General features: G+C 68.0%; 10 protein-coding genes. 7 read left to right on the top strand and 3 right to left on the bottom strand.

From position 1 onward, the window contains the following. The first annotated feature begins 20 nt into the window (after positions 1-20). Together L5G33_RS10445 and L5G33_RS10450 are read left to right on the top strand one after the other, a co-directional pair. Positions 21-1,940, top strand: coding sequence for an arabinofuranosyltransferase (locus L5G33_RS10445; protein WP_236998105.1), 1,920 nt, complete (start codon positions 21-23; stop codon positions 1,938-1,940). 6 nt (positions 1,941-1,946) lie between these two features. After that, positions 1,947-2,693, top strand: a complete 747-nt coding sequence (locus L5G33_RS10450) for an MBL fold metallo-hydrolase (RefSeq protein ID WP_236998106.1) — start codon at positions 1,947-1,949, stop codon at positions 2,691-2,693. A gap of 80 nt (positions 2,694-2,773) precedes the next feature. Here the strand turns inward: L5G33_RS10450 and L5G33_RS10455 are convergent, their stop codons facing one another. From L5G33_RS10455 to aroQ, 3 genes are all read right to left on the bottom strand, one after another. Continuing rightward, positions 2,774-3,730, bottom strand: coding sequence for a type IV toxin-antitoxin system AbiEi family antitoxin domain-containing protein (locus tag L5G33_RS10455; protein WP_308191562.1), 957 nt, complete (start codon positions 3,728-3,730; stop codon positions 2,774-2,776). 127 nt (positions 3,731-3,857) lie between these two features. Next, the gene (locus L5G33_RS10460; RefSeq protein WP_236998107.1) at positions 3,858-5,357 is read right to left on the bottom strand and encodes a DEAD/DEAH box helicase; all 1,500 of its coding nucleotides are present in this window, start codon (positions 5,355-5,357) and stop codon (positions 3,858-3,860) included. Between the two features lie 297 nt (positions 5,358-5,654). Next, positions 5,655-6,098 (bottom strand): type II 3-dehydroquinate dehydratase, encoded by a 444-nt coding sequence (aroQ, locus tag L5G33_RS10465; RefSeq protein WP_236998108.1) that lies wholly within the window; start codon positions 6,096-6,098, stop codon positions 5,655-5,657. Between the two features lie 211 nt (positions 6,099-6,309). On the opposite strand from aroQ, the gene thpD reads away from it, so the two are divergent. The 5 genes from thpD (at position 6,310) to L5G33_RS10490 (ending at position 18,487) form a co-directional block, all read left to right on the top strand. Then, positions 6,310-7,167, top strand: a complete 858-nt coding sequence (gene thpD / locus L5G33_RS10470; RefSeq protein WP_236998222.1) for an ectoine hydroxylase — start codon at positions 6,310-6,312, stop codon at positions 7,165-7,167. 79 nt (positions 7,168-7,246) lie between these two features. Then, positions 7,247-10,555 carry an arabinosyltransferase domain-containing protein gene (locus L5G33_RS10475; protein ID WP_236998109.1) on the top strand — a complete coding sequence of 1,103 codons (3,309 nt, stop codon included), beginning with the start codon at positions 7,247-7,249 and terminating at the stop codon, positions 10,553-10,555. 147 nt (positions 10,556-10,702) lie between these two features. Continuing rightward, positions 10,703-11,749: an NAD-dependent epimerase/dehydratase family protein gene (locus L5G33_RS10480; RefSeq protein WP_236998110.1), complete on the top strand. Its 1,047-nt coding sequence runs from the start codon at positions 10,703-10,705 to the stop codon at positions 11,747-11,749. A 35-nt stretch (positions 11,750-11,784) separates the two neighbouring features. Next, a complete protein-coding gene (locus tag L5G33_RS10485) occupies positions 11,785-15,150 on the top strand; it encodes an arabinosyltransferase domain-containing protein (protein WP_236998111.1) in 3,366 nt (1,121 codons plus the stop codon). Continuing rightward, a complete protein-coding gene (locus L5G33_RS10490) occupies positions 15,143-18,487 on the top strand; it encodes an arabinosyltransferase domain-containing protein (protein WP_236998112.1) in 3,345 nt (1,114 codons plus the stop codon). Before L5G33_RS10485 ends, L5G33_RS10490 begins: the two co-directional genes overlap by 8 nt.

The raw sequence follows: 18,487 nt of genomic DNA on the forward strand, positions 1-18,487 counted from the left end.
AAAAACCCCGACGCGAGTTCGTGAAGAACCCGCGGGCACGCGACGTTGCCGAACTGGGCGGCGCCGTCGTCCTCGCCGCCGTCGTCGCCTTCGCCGGCCTGAAGGTGATCGGCGCCGTCGACTGGCCCGCGTTCAACACGTCGAACGTGTCGCGGGCCGTCACCACCCTCGGGCAGGCAGTGGTGATCGTCGTCGCGGCGCTCACCGTCGTCGCCTACCGATCAGGGCGGTCGCGGACGTGGACGTCCTGGGTGTCGTCGCTGGCCTCTGCCGGGCTGGTGACCGTGACGCTCGGCATGCCGTTGGGCGCCACCAAGCTTTACCTGTTCGGCCTGTCCGCCGACCAGCAGTTCCGCACCGAATACCTGACGCGGCTCACCGACAGTCCACATCTGGCAGACATGACCTATGACGGTCTCGCCCCTTACTACCCGGCGGGCTGGTTCTGGTTCGGCGGCCGATTCGCGAGCCTCATCGGCATGCCCGGCTGGGAGGCGTACAAGCTGTGGGCGGTGCTGTCGATCGCGATCGCCGCAGCACTCGGCACCGCGCTGTGGAATCGAATGGTCGGTGTCTCGACTGGTACTGCCATCGGCCTCGCGTCGACCGCCGTCACCCTCGTCTACGCGTCGCCGGAACCGTACGCGGCCGTTCTGATCCTGGTCGGCGTCCCGATGGTGGTCGTGACGGCGTCCGCGCTGCGGGGGCGCCGTCGCCTCACCGACGGGCCGACGACGCTCGGGCGCACCGGCTGGCTGTCCGTCGTCGCCGCAGGTCTGTTCATCGGCGTATCGGCATGCGTGTACACGCTGTACACCGGTCTGTTCGCGGGCACCGCCGTTCTGATGGCGATCGGCTATCTCGTCCAGTCGTATCTACGACGTCGGAACACCGCGGTCCCCGGGACGTCAGAGCGCCGCGCCGAGCAGCTGGCGGTGATCGTCCGGCTCGCCGTCATGGGTGCGGTCGCGGCCGCAGTAGCGCTCATCGTATGGACGCCCTATCTCGTGGAACGCGCGTCGAGCAGCGTCACGCCGGACGGGAGCGCCGAGCATTATCTGCCGGAGAACGGCGCAGTGGTCGGCCTACCCATGTTCCAGCTCAACCTGGTCGGCGTCCTCACCCTGATCGGTCTGCTGTGGGTTCTGCTGCGCGCGACTCGGCGCACGATCGGCTTCGCTTTCGCGTGGACGTTGATCGGCGTCCTCGGCATCACGTGCGTGTCGTTGGCGCGGACGGCGATCGGCTCCACGCTGCTCTCGTTCCGCCTCGAAGCGGTGACCGCCGTCATCCTTGCCGCCGCCGGAATTCTCGGCGTCGTCGAGCTCGCGCGGGCCGCCGTCGCGAAGTTCGGCGACGTCCGCACGGCGATCGGTGTCCTCGCGGCGATCGTCGCGGTCGCGCTGGCGCAGTCGATCCCGTCGCACCTGTCCGCAGAGATCACCACCGCGTACACCGACACCGACGGGTACGGTCAGCGCGCCGACCAGCATCCGGCAGGCGCCGAATCGTACTATCCGGAACTGCACCGTCTGATCCGGGAACAGACCGGGAAGCCGGCGAACCAGAATGTGGTCTTGACCGCGGACTATGGATTCCTGTCCCTCTACCCGTACTGGGGATTCCAAGGGTTGACCTCGCATTATGCGAATCCGCTCGCCGACTTCACCAAACGCGCCCAAGCCATCGAACAGTGGTCGTCGACGACCACCACGCAGGAGCTGACCACAGCGATGGCCGCCACACCGTGGCGCAGCCCCGATGTGTTCCTCTTCCGGTACAGCGCCGACGGCTACACGCTGCGGTTGGCCGAAGACGTCTACCCCAACGATCCCAATGTGCGTCGATACACGGTCACGTTCTCGCCGACCGTGTTCGACGACCCGATGTTCACCGTCACCGAAGTCGGACCGTTCGTCCTCGTCGTCAAGAAAGGCTGATCCGATATGCCGGACCTGAAGATCACGACCATCTCGCACGGCGACACGAAGACGCACTTCGTGTCGACATCGACGGTCAACTGGGTGATCCTGCAGGATCAGACCGGCGTGACCCTCGTCGACGGCGGGTACCCCGGGCACGCGGGTGCCCTGCTCGAATCACTGCGGCGGGTCGGCAGTGCGCCGCAGGAGATCCGCGCCGCGCTGCTCACCCATGCGCACGTCGACCATCTCGGCGGCATCGCACGTCTGCGGCGCGAGTATTCGTTCGACGTCTTCGCCGATCCGGCCGAGGTGACGCACGCACGCCGCGACTACCTGGAGCAGGCCGACGCGTCGACCATCGCGCCGCTTGCCTACCGTCCCGCCGTCGTCGGTTGGCTTGGCCGTATCGTGCGGCTGGGCGCACTCGACAAGGACGGGATCCCCGACACCCAGGCGTTCATCGACCCGTCGACCCTGCCCGGTTCGCCTGTCGCGGTCCCGACGCACGGTCATACCCGCGGGCACAGCGCGTTCCTCGCCGGGGACGGCGAAGTCCTGATCTCCGGTGACGCGCTGGTCAGCGGCCATCCGATCGCCAAAAGCCCGGGTCCGCAGTGCCTCGATCACGTCTTCACCCACGACGTGTCGGCTAACGAGGCCGCCGTCGCCGCCCTCGCCGACCTCGATTCCGTCGTCGTCATGCCGGGCCACGGTCCGATGCTGTGCGGCGCCATCGAGACCTTCGTCGAGCAGGCGCTTACGCGCTGAAACGCCTCGTCCGCCGATCCGTCCCAGCATGTGGCACAGATCGGCGGACTAGGCTGCCGAGTCGGCTTCGGGCTGTTCGATCAGACAGTCAGGACCGCACGGACGAGGCCGCTGAGCCCACCCCTGGTTCGCCAGCGCCCGCGCGACTCCCGACGCTGTCGAACACGGCCGCTCGAAGACCTGCCCCCCCATCCGAGCCGTAGAGTCAGGCGGTCGCCGAGGACCGCGGCATCGAGGTCCCGTTGCAGGTCATGGTCTCGAGAGACTGCGTCGTCGTGCCCAAGCCGTCCATCGAGTTCGACGATGAGACCGAAGTCCTCATACTCGACGTCGCGGAAGCCACGTCGACCGACGGTCGTCGGGGCCTGCCGCAGCGGCGCGGGAAGGCCATGCGGGCGTTCTACTTTCGCGAGGTATCGATGCTCGAGCACCGAGCACGCGCCCGTGTCGACATCGAGCAGCACCTCGTGCAACAGTCTTCGCCGCCGGATCCGGCAGCGTCTGTCGAGCGCGTCCAGGAGACGGCCGGGCGTGGTTATCCGCACTTGCACCGCATCAGCCAGCGCCGCAATCGCCATCGTCGTGGTCGCGGCTCCCGCAGCAACGTCGAGGACTGCATCGTCAGTCCGAATGCGGGGAGGATGCGCATCGCGGACGACAACGTCGTCGAAGTCGGTCCGGTAGTGGACGACAACACCTGGCCTGCGCGTGACACTCCGCCGGGCATCGACACAGACATGGATGGGCCCATTCGCCTCCCCGACAACCCCGGTGACCGCACACAACGCCGATCGGTGGCTGAGAGCTGCAGGCGCCGCGTCCAGCACGGCACACCACGCACGCTGGACCCACGTCATCGGACCTGTGTGCGTCACGTAGACGCCCTCATACACGGCGACCCACGATCCACGCCGCAACTGTCGTCGCAGGTACGCGGTGCCTAGTCCGCACGCCAGCACCTGACGTCTGCTCACCACCCCGCTCTGCTCGCGGGTCAGGCCGCGCAGTCGCGCCTCGGACTCGTCGAACTCCCCCATCTCAACAGTCTGGCGGGAGCACAGACGCGGCAAAAGGGGGTGTCGGACATCTGTGGATAACTCCTGAAACACCTCGTCCGCCGATCCGTACCAGCATGTGGCACAGATCGGCGGACGAGGAGAGAACCTAGCGAGAGGACGGTGCTCCGGCAGGTCGGCGGGCGGAACGACGACGATTCGGGTTCGCCGCCGAACGCGACTGGCCCGAATGCTCACCACTCGCAGCACCGCCACGGCCACCACTCGCAGCACCGCCACGGCCACCACTCGCAGCACCGCCACGGCCACCACTCGCGGCACCGCCACGGCCACCACTCGCGGCACCGCCACGGCCACCACTCGCGGCACCGCCACGGCGCCCACGACCGGTACCGCGCGATCCGCGTCCACCCTGGCCGGAACGACCCTGGCCCGAACGCTGCTGCTGCGCAGGAGCCGCGGCCACCGGGAGGTGGCGGAGCGGCGCGTGTTCGCCGACCAGTCCGAGGACCTCCGGCGACGAAGCGGTGACCTGCTGACCCGGAACCTTGATCGCGGCCTTCTGCAGGAGCTTACGCAGATCGCCCCACTGATCGGGCAGGCAGATGGTGACGACGTCGCCCGACGAACCGGCGCGCGCCGTACGGCCCGAACGGTGCAGGTATGCCTTGTGCTCGGCAGGCGGATCGACGTGGACGACGAGTTCCACATCGTCGACGTGCACGCCACGCGCAGCGACATCGGTGGCGACCAGGACCTTCGCACCGTCGGGCGCCGCGAACGACGCGAGGTTCCGATCACGCTGAGCCTGCGACAGATTGCCGTGCAGATCCACTGCCGGGATACCTTCCGCAGTCAGCTTCTTCGCGAGCTTCTTCGCCTGATGCTTCGTGCGCATAAACAGGATGCGGCGACCCCTACCGGAAGCGAGTTCGTGAACGAGCGCCGCCTTCTCCGTCGCACCCGACACCCGGAAGACGTGGTGCGTCATCTGCGCGACGGGCGACGTCGCGTCCTCGAGCGAATGGGTGACCGGCTTGTTCAGGAAACGCTTGACCAGCTTGTCGACACCGTTGTCGAGCGTCGCAGAGAACAGCATGCGCATGCCGCCGGCGGGCGTCGCAGCCAGGATGCGCGTCACCACCGGGAGGAAACCGAGGTCGGCCATGTGGTCGGCTTCGTCGAGCACCGTGATCTGCACGTCGTCGAGCGAAACGATCCGCTGCTTCATCAAATCTTCGAGGCGGCCCGGGCAGGCGACGACGATATCCGCGCCCGCACCGAGCGCACGCTCCTGCCGCGCCTGCTTCACACCACCGAAGACGGTGGTGACGCGCAGTCCGACGGCGGCGGCGAGCGGTTCGATCTGGGTGGCGATCTGGGTCGCGAGCTCACGTGTCGGAGCGAGCACGAGTCCGGTGGGGCGGCCGGAGCGACGACGCACTCCGGCTTCGGCGAGACGCACGACGAGCGGGACGGCGAACGCGACGGTCTTGCCCGAGCCGGTCTTGCCGCGGCCGAGGACGTCACGGCCGACGAGCGTGTCGGGGAGAGTCTTCTCTTGGATCGGGAACGCGGACGCTTTACCGTCGGCGGTCAACGCGTCGACGATGGGAGCGGGCACGCCGAGATCAGCGAACAGAGTCATTAATAGCCTTACTGGCAGGGATCAGTCGCACGGCACGGTAGAGCCGATACGGGTAGATCGAGTGGCGAACACGCGGTCCGCGTGTCGGTTCGCCGTATGAATTTCACGCACCCGCGATCGAGTCGGGGTCTGCGTGGGGCGTTCTACGACGCACGGTGCCGGGCACCGAATGACTACAGCCTACCCGACCGACGACCCGCGACTCCTATCGCGAGAGATAGTGGGACACGCGACACACTGCCGACGAGGACCGCCGACCAGTCGTGGCGCGAGTCGGGCGACCAGCCGCACGGCCACTCAGCCGACGAGCGTCGTCAGACGTCGCACCGCGAACTCGTAGCCGGTGATCCCACAGCCGGCGATGACCCCCGCAGCGATCGGCGAGATGTATGAGTGATGCCGAAACGCTTCCCGCGCATGGACATTGCTGATGTGGACCTCAATGATCGGAACATCCGGGATCACCAATGCGTCGGCAAGAGCCACCGACGTGTGCGTCCAACCGCCCGGGTTGATGACGATGCCGCTGACCTCGCCGCGGGCAGCGTGAATCGCGTCGATCATCTCGCCCTCGTGGTTCGTCTGGAAGGCGCGCAGCCCGAACCCAACATCGGCAGCCGTCCGCTCGGCGAGACGCACGGCGTCGTCGAGCGTGTCGGCGCCGTACACGTCAGGTTGCCGGGTTCCGAGCATGTTCAAGTTGGGGCCGTTGAGCAGCAGGATCGGCAGCGCGGAAGACATACGTCTCATGGTAGTCGGGAGCTCCACATCGCTCGACCAGCAGGGGAAATACCGAACACGGGCCCGGCCCGTCGGCGCGAACTCTGGTAGCGGTGGAGGGGAGGGTCGGCGACCGTCGGCCCGTACACCGCATTACAAAAGGGAGGATTCCTTGACCACCGCGACGAATGTGCAGGACCGCTATCGCACGCGCCTGACCGAAACCGCCCCGATGATGCGCAGACCCGATCCGACCGTGTGGGGCGAGGCCGACGGCCCGTTCACCACCGACCAGGTCGCGGCGTACGACGCGAAGGGATTCCACATCGAGGACGGGCTGTTGACACCCGCCCAGGTCCAGACCTGCTGGACCGAGTTCGAGCGGCTCGCCGCCGACCCGCGAGTCGACGCGTCCGGGGCCGTCGTCCGGGAACGGGGCAGCGACGCGGTCCGGTCGATCTTCGCCGTCCACCGGTACAGCCGGGTGATCGACGCGTTGGCGCGGACTCCGCGCATCCTCGATCGGGCGCGACAGATCCTCGGCTCGGACGTCTACATCCATCAGTCCCGAATCAACGCGATGCCCGGCATGGTCGGCACCGGATTCGGCTGGCATTCGGACTTCGAGACCTGGCATGCCGAAGACGGTCTGCCTGCCCCGCGCACGGTCAGCCTATCCATCGCGCTGACCGACAATTTCGCTTTCAACGGCGGCCTCATGCTGATGCCGGGCGCACACCGCGTGTTCGTGCCGTGTGTCGGCGAGACCCCGGACGACAACTTCCGCGAATCGCTGCAGAAGCAGAAGGCCGGAGTGCCGTCCGACGACGCCGTCACCGAACTCGGCTTCGAGTACGGGATCGAGCAGTTCACGGGGGCAGCGGGCGCCGCGCTGTTCTTCGACTCGAACTCGATGCACGCGTCGAGCAACAACATCACGCCGTATTCGCGGGCGAACGTGTTCCTCGTGTTCAACAGTGTTGAGAACGCGCCGCTCGCCCCGTTCGGGGCCGAATCGCCGCGACCGAATTACATCGCCGACCGCGATACAACACCGCTAGTGCCGATCCGGGACACCGAGTTCGCGTGATCCCCGGCCGGAGTCCGGCTCACGCGTCGGGCTCCGGCCACAGGCACCGGGGCAACCCCAAGCATTAGGATGTCACCCTGTGCCATCTATCACCGCCCGTCGGGCGCAGATAACTGCGATCGTCACCGGTCTGCTCGGCGTGCTCCTCGCTCTGGCGACGCCGCTGCTCCCGGTGAAGCAGACCGTCGCGGAGATCAGTTGGCCGCAGGCCGACGCCGTCGGCTCGGTGTCGGCGCCGCTCTTCTCCTATGTGCCGATCGAACTGACGGCGAGCGTTCCGTGCACGGCCGTCGACCGGCTCCCCGACGGTGCGTCGGTCCTTCTCTCCACTGCGTCGCCGTCCGCCGAGAAGGCCCAGCAGCGTGGACTGTTCATCCGGGTGACTGGCGAGCGGTCGACCCCTGAGGCCTCTCGCAGTGTCGAGGTCATCAATCGCAACATGCCGTTGGTGTCGGCGCCCCTCGCCGACGTCCGGTCCGGTGAATGCCGCGACATCGAGGTCCACGCGACGTCCGACGCGGTGACTGCCGAGTTCACCGGGCTGACCGGTGACGACGACGAAGCCCTCGAGGGCAGCGCGACCGGCGGTGACCAACGACCGCAGATAACCGGTCTGTTCACTCAGCTCGACGGCCGGGTCGACGACATTCCGGGACTGAACGCGCATGTCGTCATCGACTCGCGCTACAGCACGACACCGACCGCACTGAAGTGGGCGGCCATCATCGTCGGGATACTCGCCGTCATCATCTCGCTGGTCGCGCTGTCCCGGCTCGACGCCACCGACGGGCGCCGACACCGACGATTCTTCCCTGCCCGCTGGTGGCGGTTGAAGCCGCGCGACTACGTGGTCGTCGGGCTCCTGCTGGTGTGGCACATCATCGGGCCCAACACATCCGACGACGGTTACCTCCTGACCATGTCGCGGGTCGCGCAGGACAGTGACTACACGGCCAACTACTTCCGCTGGTTCGGGGCCCCGGAGGCCCCGTTCGGCTGGTACTACCAGGTGTTCGGCTGGCTCAGCCACGTCTCGGTCGCCAGTGTCTGGATGCGGATTCCGGCCCTGGTGTGCGGCATCGTGGTCTGGCTGATCGTCAGTCACGAGATCCTGCCGCGTATCGGCCGCGCCGCACTCACCCGTCCGGCGGTCGGTTGGACGGCCGCTGCGGTGTTCCTCGTCGCGTGGTTCCCGTTCAACAACGGACTGCGCCCCGAACCGATCATCTGCCTCGGCGCCCTGATCACCTGGTGCTCGGTGGAGCGCGCCATCGCGACCGGCCGACTGCTGCCCGCCGCGATCGCGTGCACCGCGGGCGCGTTCAGCATCGCTGCCGGCCCGACGGGCGTGCTGGCGGTGGCCGCACTCGTCGCGGGCGCCCGCCCGATGTTCTTGGCGGTGGTCCGGCGTGCTCGGGAGGTCCGACTGCAGACCGGTTCGGGGCGGCTGGCCGCGTACCTGAGTCTGTTCGCGCCGATCGTGGCAGCCGGGGTGCTCGTCATCTTCGCGGTCTTCTCCGGTTTGACGCTCGCCGCCTTCATGGAGAGTTCGACGATGAAGACCGATCTCGGGCCGTCGCTCGAGTGGTACAACGAGATCGACCGGTACTCATCGCTGTTCGCGTTCTCCGCCGACGGTTCCATCGCGCGCCGCTTCGCCGTCGTCATCATGATCTTGTCGATGGCGGTCGCGGGCGCCGTCCTGATCCGCAAGTCCCGGATACCCGGCACCGCGCTCGGTCCGGCGCGCCGCATCGTCGGCATCACCTTCGGGTCCCTGCTGTTCCTGATGTTCACCCCGACCAAGTGGACCCACCACTTTGGCGTGTTCGCCGGGCTCACCGCAGCGCTGGCGGCGCTGGCCGCGATCGCGGCGAGCGCGGGCGCGACTCATTCAAGACGCAACCGCACGATCTTCGCCGCACTCGTCGTCTTCGTGACGGGCCTGGCGTTCACCGCACCGAACTCCTTCTATTACGCGTCGGCGTGGGGCATGCCGTGGGGCACCTCCCAGGTGATGATCGGCGGCATCGCCCTCGGCCAGATCCTCCTGTACGTGTCCCTCGCGCTGATGGCGCTGGCGCTCTGGTTCCACTTCCGTGAACCGTTCGCGGGCGTCGACCCCGAGTCGGAGCATCAGCCGCGCCCGGTCCGACGAGCCACCCGAATCCTCACCGCGTCGCCGTTGGGCCTCGCGGCCACCATGATCGCAGCATTCCTGCTCGTGACCGCGGCAATGACCGGGATTCGCCAGAGCGACTCGTACTCCGTGCCGCGCTCGAACATCGAAGCCTTTACCGGACAGCAGTGCGGGATGGCAGACAAAGTGTGGGTCGAAGACGACCCGAACCTCTACCAGTTGAGCCCGGTGGACGCCTCGCTCACCGATCCGCTCGCCGGACCGACCACTGCGCCCGCCGACGCCGAGCGCGCCGCGACCAGCGGTTTCAGCGCGAACGGCGTTCGTGAAGACCTCGAGACTCTGGCGCCCGCCGGGTCGCTCGGCGTCCTCGCATGGGGCGCGGGCCTCGACCCCGACCTGCTCATCGCCAATAGCGGCGGAACCGGCGGAGGGATCGCCGCCGCCGCGGGCACCAACGGTTCGCGGGCGATCCTGCCGTTCGGGCTCGACCCGGCCCGGACTCCCGTCATGGGCAGTTACTCCGAGATCGACCAGAGCCCGGCCGACCTCACCTCCGGCTGGTACCGGGTGCCCGCCGACTTCCAGAACCGGCCGCTCGTCACGTTCTCGGCGGCAGGCGTGTTCGGATCCAGTGAACTCCATCTCGAGTACACGACCGACGAGGTGACCAACTCCACGCGCGACGCCGACCTGACGGTCGCGGGCGAACGACAGATGATCGATCCCGGACCGCGTCCGAGTTGGCGCAACGTCCGCGTCGAGACGGAGTCGCTCCCGTCGGACACGACGGCGGTACGGATCGTCGCCGACGACGACAACCTGTCCGAGGACCACTTCATCGTCGTCACACCCCCGCGCATCCCCGAGATGACGACTCTGCAGGAGACGGTCGGCGACACCGACCCGGTCCACGTCGACTGGACGTCCGGTCTGGTGTTCCCGTGCCAGCGTCCGTACAACTTCCACGCGGGCGTCGTCGAGACGCCGAAGTGGCGGGTCCGACCTGGCGCCGACCTCGCCGCCGCGGTCAGCGCATGGCAGGGCGCCCTCGGCGGCGGACCGCTCGGCTGGCTCCAGGTGTCGCAGCGGCCGGACACGGTCGCGACCTACCTCAAGGGCGACATCGGTCGCGACTGGGGCGCGTTGGAGCGCTACACCCCGTACGACGAGGCGACACCGGCGCAGATCGACTACAGCACGCAGACCCGCAGCGGTCTGTGGAGTCCGGCGCCGATCCGCCGCTGACCCCGCAAGAAATCCGTGCCCGCCTCCGTCCGGCGAGGGGTTGGCACGCGCTTCGCCGTGCCTTAAGCTGACCAAACAGATTAGAACGTGTTCTAATTTTGCGGCCGTCCGACACGGTTCGCTTCCGTCGAACATGAAGGACAACGCATGAAGGTCGCTGTCACCGGAGCCGCGGGATTCGTGGGAACCAACCTCGTCGAGCGGCTCGTCGCCGACGGGCACGACGTGGTCGCGGTCGACCGGGTGTCGCCCGCGCACTGCCTCGACCACCCGCACGTCACCTGGCGCCGCGCCGACGTCTTCGACCAGGACGCCCTCGCCGAGGCGTTTGCCGGGGTCGACACCGTGTACCACCTGGTCGCGATGATCACCCTCAAGCAGGCAGACGATCTCGCCTGGCGCGTCAACACCGCGGGTGTCGCAGCGACGGCCCGCGCCGCACTCGCCGCGGGCGTCCGACGATTCGTCCACTGCAGTTCGATCCACTCGTTCGACCAGTACACCGACAGCGGGACCGTCGACGAGACCTCCGCCCGCTCAGACGATCCGGCGCTCCCGGTGTACGACCGCTCCAAGTGGGCGGGCGAGCAGGAACTGCGCAAGGTGATCGCCGACGGACTTGACGCGGTGATCTGCAATCCGACCGGCGTCTACGGTCCGGTCGACCACGGCCTGTCACGCATCAACGGCATGCTGCGCGACGGCGCGCAGGGCAAGGTCCCGCTGTTCCCCGAGGGCTCCTTCGACCTCGTCGACGTCCGTGATGTGGCGATCGGACTGACGCTCGCCGCCGAGCACGGGGTCACCGGGGAGAACTATCTCCTCGGCGGCGAGCAGGTCCGAATCTTCGACGCCATGCGGACCGTCGCGGGCCTGTGCGGCCGTTTCCGTGCCCTCGCGGCGATTCCGCTGCCGGTGATCAAGGCGATCGTCCCCGTCGCCGAGCCGATCAGCCGACTGTTCGGCTCCGATCTCGTGTCCCGTGCGTCGATCTCCGCCCTCCTCGCGCAGCCGACGGTCGACATCACCAAAGCGACCGAACACCTCGGATACCGCCCGCGCAGTTCGAGCCGAACCCTCGCGGACCTGGTCGCGTTCCTCGCCGAGTCCGGCCAGATGGGTTCGGCGCGCCCATCGTCCGGCGCGCCTTTCACGCCGGTTCTCCCGGACTCGCCCGCCATAACGCCCGTTTAGCCAGGCTGAGGCACCGTCGACTAACGTCAAGTTCCGTGCCAGAGTCGAGCCCAGACCCGTCCGATCCGCAAGCGCCCGGTAGAGCTGCGCTGTCCGCGAGTGCGGCCCGACTGGTCGCCGTCGTCGCCGGGCTGATCGCGGTGCTCGCGGCGGTCGCCGTCCCCCTGCTGCCGGTGTCTCAGACCAGCGCCTCGATCAGCTGGCCGCAGGGTCAGGACTTGAACGCCGACAACCCGTCCGTCGTCGCACCCCTCATCGCGCAGACCGCGCAGTCGCTGGACGTAACGATCCCGTGCGCCGCACTCGCGACCCTGCCCGCCGAAGGCGCAACCGTCCTGACGACGATGCCCGCGAAGGCCAAGGGAGCCTCGCAGCGGACGCTGGCCATCACCGCCAATCGGACGTCGATCACGGTGTCGGTGCGCGCGAACGTCGCCGCGACCGCGTCCCGCGCCGACATCGCCGCAGGAAAATGCCGTGACCTGCACATATTCTCGTCGGCGACTGCGACCGGAGCCCAGTTCACCGGGCTCGGACCGGCCAGCGAGCTCGACCCGAGCAAGCGGCCACAGATCGACGGCTTCTACACATCGATGAGCACCCCGCAGGTGGCGGCGATGGCCGACGCCGGGATGCACGCTCGCATCGACGTGGACAATCGGTACGAAAGCTCGCCGACACCGCTCAAGATCGTCGCCATGGTGATCGCCGTCCTCGCGACGCTGCTCGCCCTGTTCGCACTGTGGTGTCTCGACCGGGTGCACGGCTACACCGCACGACTTCTCACCGAGTCACGCACGGTTCTCGACCTTGTCCGTCCTCGGCTGAGCGATGCCGTCGTGACCGTCGTCCTGGTCATCTGGACGTTCTTGGGCGCGGCGGCGCCCGACGACGGCTACATCCTCACGATGGGTCGGGCCGCTGACGCTTCCGGTTACATGTCGAACTACTACCGCTTCTACGGCATCGCCGAGGCGCCGTTCGACTGGTACTACAGCTTCCTGTCCCTCTGGTCGCAGGTGTCGACCAGCATCGTCTGGATGCACCTGCCGATCCTCGTGGCCGGGCTGGCGTCGTGGTTCGTGCTCTCGCGGATCATCCTGCCGCACCTCATGTCCGGGACCGGCAAGGTCGGTCTCATCGGCCGGTTCGGGTCGACGGCGTGGGCCGTCGCGACCGCTGCCGCCGTATTCCTCGCGTTCTGGCTGCCATACTGCTCGGGCCTGCGCACCGAAGGGGTCATCGTTCTCGGCTCGCTGCTGACGTGGTGGGCCACGGAGGCGGCGATCACGCGGCGACGGCTACTGCCCGCCGCACTCGCCGCGGCGCTCGCCGCCGCGATGCTCGCGCTCGCCCCGCAGGGCGTCATCGGTGTCGCGATCCTGCTCGTGGCGGCCCGCTCGCTCCTGCACGTCCTCCTCGACCGTCGCCGAGAGACGGGCCTGCTGCCTCTCCTCGCGCCGATCGTCGCCGCCGGAACCGTCGTCTCGGTGATCGTGTTCCGCGACCAGACGTTGATGACCGTGCTCGAAGCCGTCAAGACCCGCTATCAGACCGGGCCGATCATCCCGTGGCACCAGGAATTCTTGCGTTACTTCTTCCTGACCGTCACCACCCCCGACGGCGCGCTCGCCCGACGCATCCCCGTCCTGCTGATCTTCGTCGCCGCGATCGTCACCGCAGCCGTTCTGCTGCGCCGCCGCAGCATTACCGGTGTCGGGTCGAGCCCGACGTGGCGTCTGATCGGCGCATTCGGCGTCACCCTGCTGCTGTTCTTCCTCTCCCCGGTCAAGTGGACGATCCACTTCGGCGTGTTCGCCGGAGTCGGCGCCGCACTGGCCGCAGTCGCCTGTCTGGCCATCGCACAGGCCGGAGCCCGGTCCTCACGCAACCTCTCGTTGCTCTCTGTCGGCCTGCTCTTCGCGCTGGCCGCCGCGGCCGCCGGAAAGAACGCGTGGCCGTACGCGTACCGCTTCGGGATCACCTGGTTCGACATGGCTCCGGCGGTCAAGGGCATCCAGGTCTCGTCCGTCCTGCTCGTCCTCGCTGTCATCGCCGTCGCCGTCGCCCTGTGGCAGCACCTGCGCAACGACTACATCACCAACAAGGGCCTCGCCCACCACGACGCAGGCCAGCCCGACAGCGCCGCAGACCGACGCCGCTTGGCGTTCGCGCACACGCCTCTCGTACTGATCGCCGGACTCATGGTGGTCGCGACCCTTGCCGTCTTCGGCAAGGCCGTCGTCACCCGCAGCCCCGCGATGACCGTCTTCTCCAACAACGTCGACGCCCTCGGCGGCGACACCTGCGGCATGGCCGACCAGGTGCTCGCCGAACCCGACCCGAACATCGGCATGCTGGTGCCAGCCGACGGGACGTCGGCGACCGCTGCACTCGCCGGAGACAAGCCGGTCGGCTTCTCCCCCAACGGAATCCTGGACGATCTCACCCCGACGCCGTCCAGCGCGCGGGCCGGCCAGATGCATGTCGCAGGCTCCGTGGCGAAACCGTTCTCCATCATCGGCGGACTCGGCGCTGGCACCACCGGAGGGTCCGGCCCGACGACGGTCAACGGGTCCACGCACGCGCTGCCGTTCGGCCTGAACCCGGCGACCACACCGGTCCTCGGCAGTTACGGGTTCGCCGCCAACGCCTACCTGACCACCGGTTGGTACGGGCTGCCCACGCGCGACGCGTCGCCGATCATCGCGATCTCGACGGCGGGCGCCGTGTCGACCATCGACCGCGACGGCAATCCCAGGTTCGGCCAGAAGCTCGTCGCCCAGTTCGGCAAGCGCGGACCCGACGGCCGATTCGTCCGGGTCGGCGGCGACGTCGTCCCGATCGACGCCGGCCCGGTCACCCCGAATCTGCCGTGGCGCAATCTGCGTGTCCCGATGACGGCGGTCCCCGCGCAGGCCACGGTGATGCGGCTCGAACTCGCCGACACCAACCTCGGCCCCAAGCAATTCATGGCGATCACCCCGCCGCGCGCCCCGAGACTGGTCACCCTGCAGGAGATGATCGGTTCCACCGATCCGACGCTCATCGACTTCATGGCCGCCGCCCAGTTCCCGTGCCAGAATCCGATGACGTTCCCACACGGGGTCGCAGAGGTCCCGGACTGGCGGATCCTGCCCGACTTCGTGACCGCAAACTCGCAATCGCGCACGTGGATGGCGGCGAGCGGCGGCGGCCCGCTGTCCGTCGTCGAATCGACGACGACGCAGGTCACCGTCCCGACGTATCTACGCGACGACTGGCATGAGGACTGGGGGTCGGTGGAGAGACTGAGCCCGTTGACCCCGGACGCCGCCACCGCGCGCGTCGACACCGCACCGGTCACCCGATGGGGACTGAGCCGTACCGGATCGATCCGGCTGGAGCCGAACAATGACTGACCTCACCGACGCTCCGAACGATTCCGGCACCCGCCGACGTCTGCGCGGCGGCGACTATCGCGTCACGAAGGTCGTCGCGATAGTCGCGGGCCTGATCGGCTTCCTGATGGCGTGTCTGACGCCGATCCTCCCGATCGATCAGAAGACCGCCGAGCTCACGTGGCCGCAGAACGACGCGATCACCGACGTCACGGCACCGATGGTGTCGTTCGTGCCCATCGACATGACGACGTCCGTGCCCTGCTCGCTGGCGCGTGAACTCCCGGCCGAGGGCGGCGACCTCATGTCGACGCTACCGAGCCAGGGACGTCAGGCGACAGCCCGTGGACTGTTCGTCCGCGCGACCGCCGATACGGTGTCGATGGTGGTGCGCGACGTCGTGCTGCTGTCGGTTGACCGCCGCGTCGCACAGTCGTCGCCCGACTGCGCATTCACCCTGACCGGCGGTGCCGACGGCGTAACCGCGGCGATCACCGGCGTCCCTGAGGGCGCAGCCACCTCGTACCGCAACGCCGACCCCGACATGCGCCCGCAGATCGTCGGCGTGTTCTCCGATCTGCCGTCGAACGCACCTCGCGACGGTCTGTCGGTGCACGCGACAGTCGACACCCGATTCATCAATTCGCCGACGCCACTCAAGCTCGCCGTCATCATCGTCGGAATCGTGATGACGCTGCTGTCGCTGATCGCGCTCGGCGTCCTCGATTCGCGGGACGGCCGCGGCCACCGACGGTTCCTGCCGCGCGGCTGGTTCACCATCCGCGGCCCCGACGTCGCTGTGTTCGTCGTTCTCGCCGCCTGGTGGTTGATCGGCGGGAACACCTCCGACGACGGCTACAACATCACCGTCGCCCGAATCACCGGCGAAGCCGGGTACGCCGACAACTACTTCCGCTACTTCGGCGTGCCGCAGGATCCGTTCGGCTGGCACTTCCAGGTGCTGTCGTGGATGACGCACATCTCGGTGGCGACCCCGTGGCTCCGACTGCCGGCGTTCCTGCTCGGGCTACTCGGCTGGTGGATCATCAGCCGTGAGGCCATCCCGCGGCTGGGCCGGGCGGTCCGCAACTCGACGGCCGCGGTCTGGGCGGGCGCCACCGTGTTCCTGGCGATCTGGATGCCGTACAACAACGGCATCCGCCCAGAACCAGCGGAAGCCGTCGGCGCACTGCTGACCTGGGTGTGCGTCGAACGCGCCATCGCGACGAAGCGTCTGCTGCCGTACGCGATAGCGACCATCGCCGCCGCATTCACGTTGGCGCTCGCGCCCGGTGGACTCATGGCGGCAGCCGCCCTCATCGCCGGCCTGCGGCCCCTGGTGAAGGGCATCGTGTCGAGACGTAGGCGCGACGGCCTCGTCGCGCTGGTCGCCCCGCTGCTCGCGTCGGGCACCGCGGTGCTGTTCATGATCTTCTATTCACAGGCTCTCGCACCGCTGTTGGAGGGCAACAAGGTAGCGACCGAAGTGGGCCCGACCGAGGAGTGGTGGCGCGAACCGACCCGCTACTACTGGCTGGTGCTCGACACCGGCGACGGCACGTTCCCGCGCCGGTTCGGCATCTTGATGATGATCCTGGCGCTGGTCGTCGCGATCTTCCGTCTCATGTCGAGCAGACACCCGGCGGGAATCGCACGCGGACCGTTCTGGCGGTTGATCGGCGTCATGATCGGCACGATGTTCTTCACATCCTTCACGCCGACCAAGTGGACCCACCACTTCGGCATCTACGCGGCAATCGGCGCGGTCCTGGTGGCCGGTACGACGGCGATGATGGCGCCGAAGCTGTTGCGGTCCCGCCGTAACCGCACCTTCTTCGCGGCGGCAGTCCTGCTGGTGACGGCGGTCGCGACGGCAGGCACCAACATGTGGTGGTACGTCGGGTCGTACGGCATCCCCTGGTGGGACCGTCCGATCGAGGTGGCGGGCATCAAACTCAGCTGGGTGATGCTGGTCCTCGCTCTCGGCGTGGCAGCCGTCGGACTGTGGTTCCACTTCCGTGACGACTTCACCGACGACGACGTCCGCACCGGCGCGCGTAAGACAGGCCTGCTCAAGTTCACCTTCTCTCCGATCCCGGTGATCGCGGGAATCGTCGTCCTTATCATGCTCGGCTCGTTCGTGAAGGCTGCGTGGGTGCAGCGCGACAGCTGGTCGTGGGCCACTTCGAACGCCCGTGCCCTGACCGGCGACGAGTGCGCACTCGCCAACGACGTCCTCGTCGAAGCCGACCCGAACAAGGCGGTGTTGAAGCCGGCGGCCGTCGACGGACGCGCCGCACCATCGGCGAAGGCTGCGCTGGGCTCCGCGAACATCGGGTTCACCGCCGATGGCGTCCCGTCGAACGTGCTCATCGACCCGCTCGATCAGCGCCGCTCCAGCGACGACGAGGAGGACGACGACGTCATCACCCCGCCGACCGCGGGAGGCGACTCGGTCGACTCCGAGCTTGACGACACCGGGTCCGACGAACTGGGCTCCGACTCGGCCGGCGAACCCGCACCAACGGCAGGCGCGGTGAAGCTGCCGTACGGCTTGGATCCGGCGACGACGCCCGTGCTCGGAAGTTACGGCTCCAAGCAGACGAGCGAACTGACGACCGGCTGGTACGACATGGGCGTCCAGGCCGGCGACGCCGGCGAGAACCGTCCACTGCTGTCGGTCGCCGCAGCCGGATCGATCGAGGCGGTCGGCGAACTCGGTGGCCTCACGCAGGGACGGCGGGTAGTCGCCGAATACGGTCGGGTTGAAGCGGACGGCCGCGTCGTACCGGTCGGGGCTCCGCAGGTGCCGCAGGACGCGTTCTCGACGTCGTCGAACTGGCGGACGCTGCGTTTCGTGTTGAAGGACGCACCGCCGCATGCCTCCGTGGTCCGCCTGCACGTCGTCGACGACGCGATGGCCGTCCAGGAGTGGGTGGCGATCACCCCGCCGCGGCTCCCGACGCTGGCGACGTTGAACGACGTCGTCGGACGGACCGACCCGGTGTTCATCGACTGGATGCCCGGCCTGGTGTTCCCGTGCCAGCGGCCGATGGCCGTCAGCCACGGGCTCCTCGAACTCCCGAAGTGGCGGATCATGCCTGATGCGGAAGCCACCCGGAAGAACACACAGACGTGGTCGGACGGGGTGAACGGCGGGCCCCTCGGCATCACAGAGGCGCTCCTGCGGTACACGTTGGTCCCAACCTATCTGCGGAACGACTGGGGTCGCGACTGGGGCGGTCTGGAACGCTTCTACCCGCTGGTCCCCGATGCGCGGCCCGCCGACATCATCACGGGCTCGCACACCGTCAGCGGCCTGGAGAACCCGGCCCCGATGCGCGCAAAGGGATACTGA

It is taken from the genome of Gordonia liuliyuniae (assembly GCF_021738805.1).
Taxonomy (GTDB): domain Bacteria; phylum Actinomycetota; class Actinomycetes; order Mycobacteriales; family Mycobacteriaceae; genus Gordonia; species Gordonia liuliyuniae.

Coding starts and splice junctions, on each gene's coding strand:
- L5G33_RS10450 (WP_236998106.1), top strand. CDS start 1,947: ATGCCGGACCTGAAGATCACGACCATCTCGCACGGCGACACGAAGACG.
- L5G33_RS10455 (WP_308191562.1), bottom strand. CDS start 3,730: ATGGGGGAGTTCGACGAGTCCGAGGCGCGACTGCGCGGCCTGACCCGC.
- L5G33_RS10460 (WP_236998107.1), bottom strand. CDS start 5,357: ATGACTCTGTTCGCTGATCTCGGCGTGCCCGCTCCCATCGTCGACGCG.
- aroQ (WP_236998108.1), bottom strand. CDS start 6,098: ATGTCTTCCGCGCTGCCGATCCTGCTGCTCAACGGCCCCAACTTGAAC.
- thpD (WP_236998222.1), top strand. CDS start 6,310: ATGATGCGCAGACCCGATCCGACCGTGTGGGGCGAGGCCGACGGCCCG.
- L5G33_RS10480 (WP_236998110.1), top strand. CDS start 10,703: ATGAAGGTCGCTGTCACCGGAGCCGCGGGATTCGTGGGAACCAACCTC.
- L5G33_RS10490 (WP_236998112.1), top strand. CDS start 15,143: ATGACTGACCTCACCGACGCTCCGAACGATTCCGGCACCCGCCGACGT.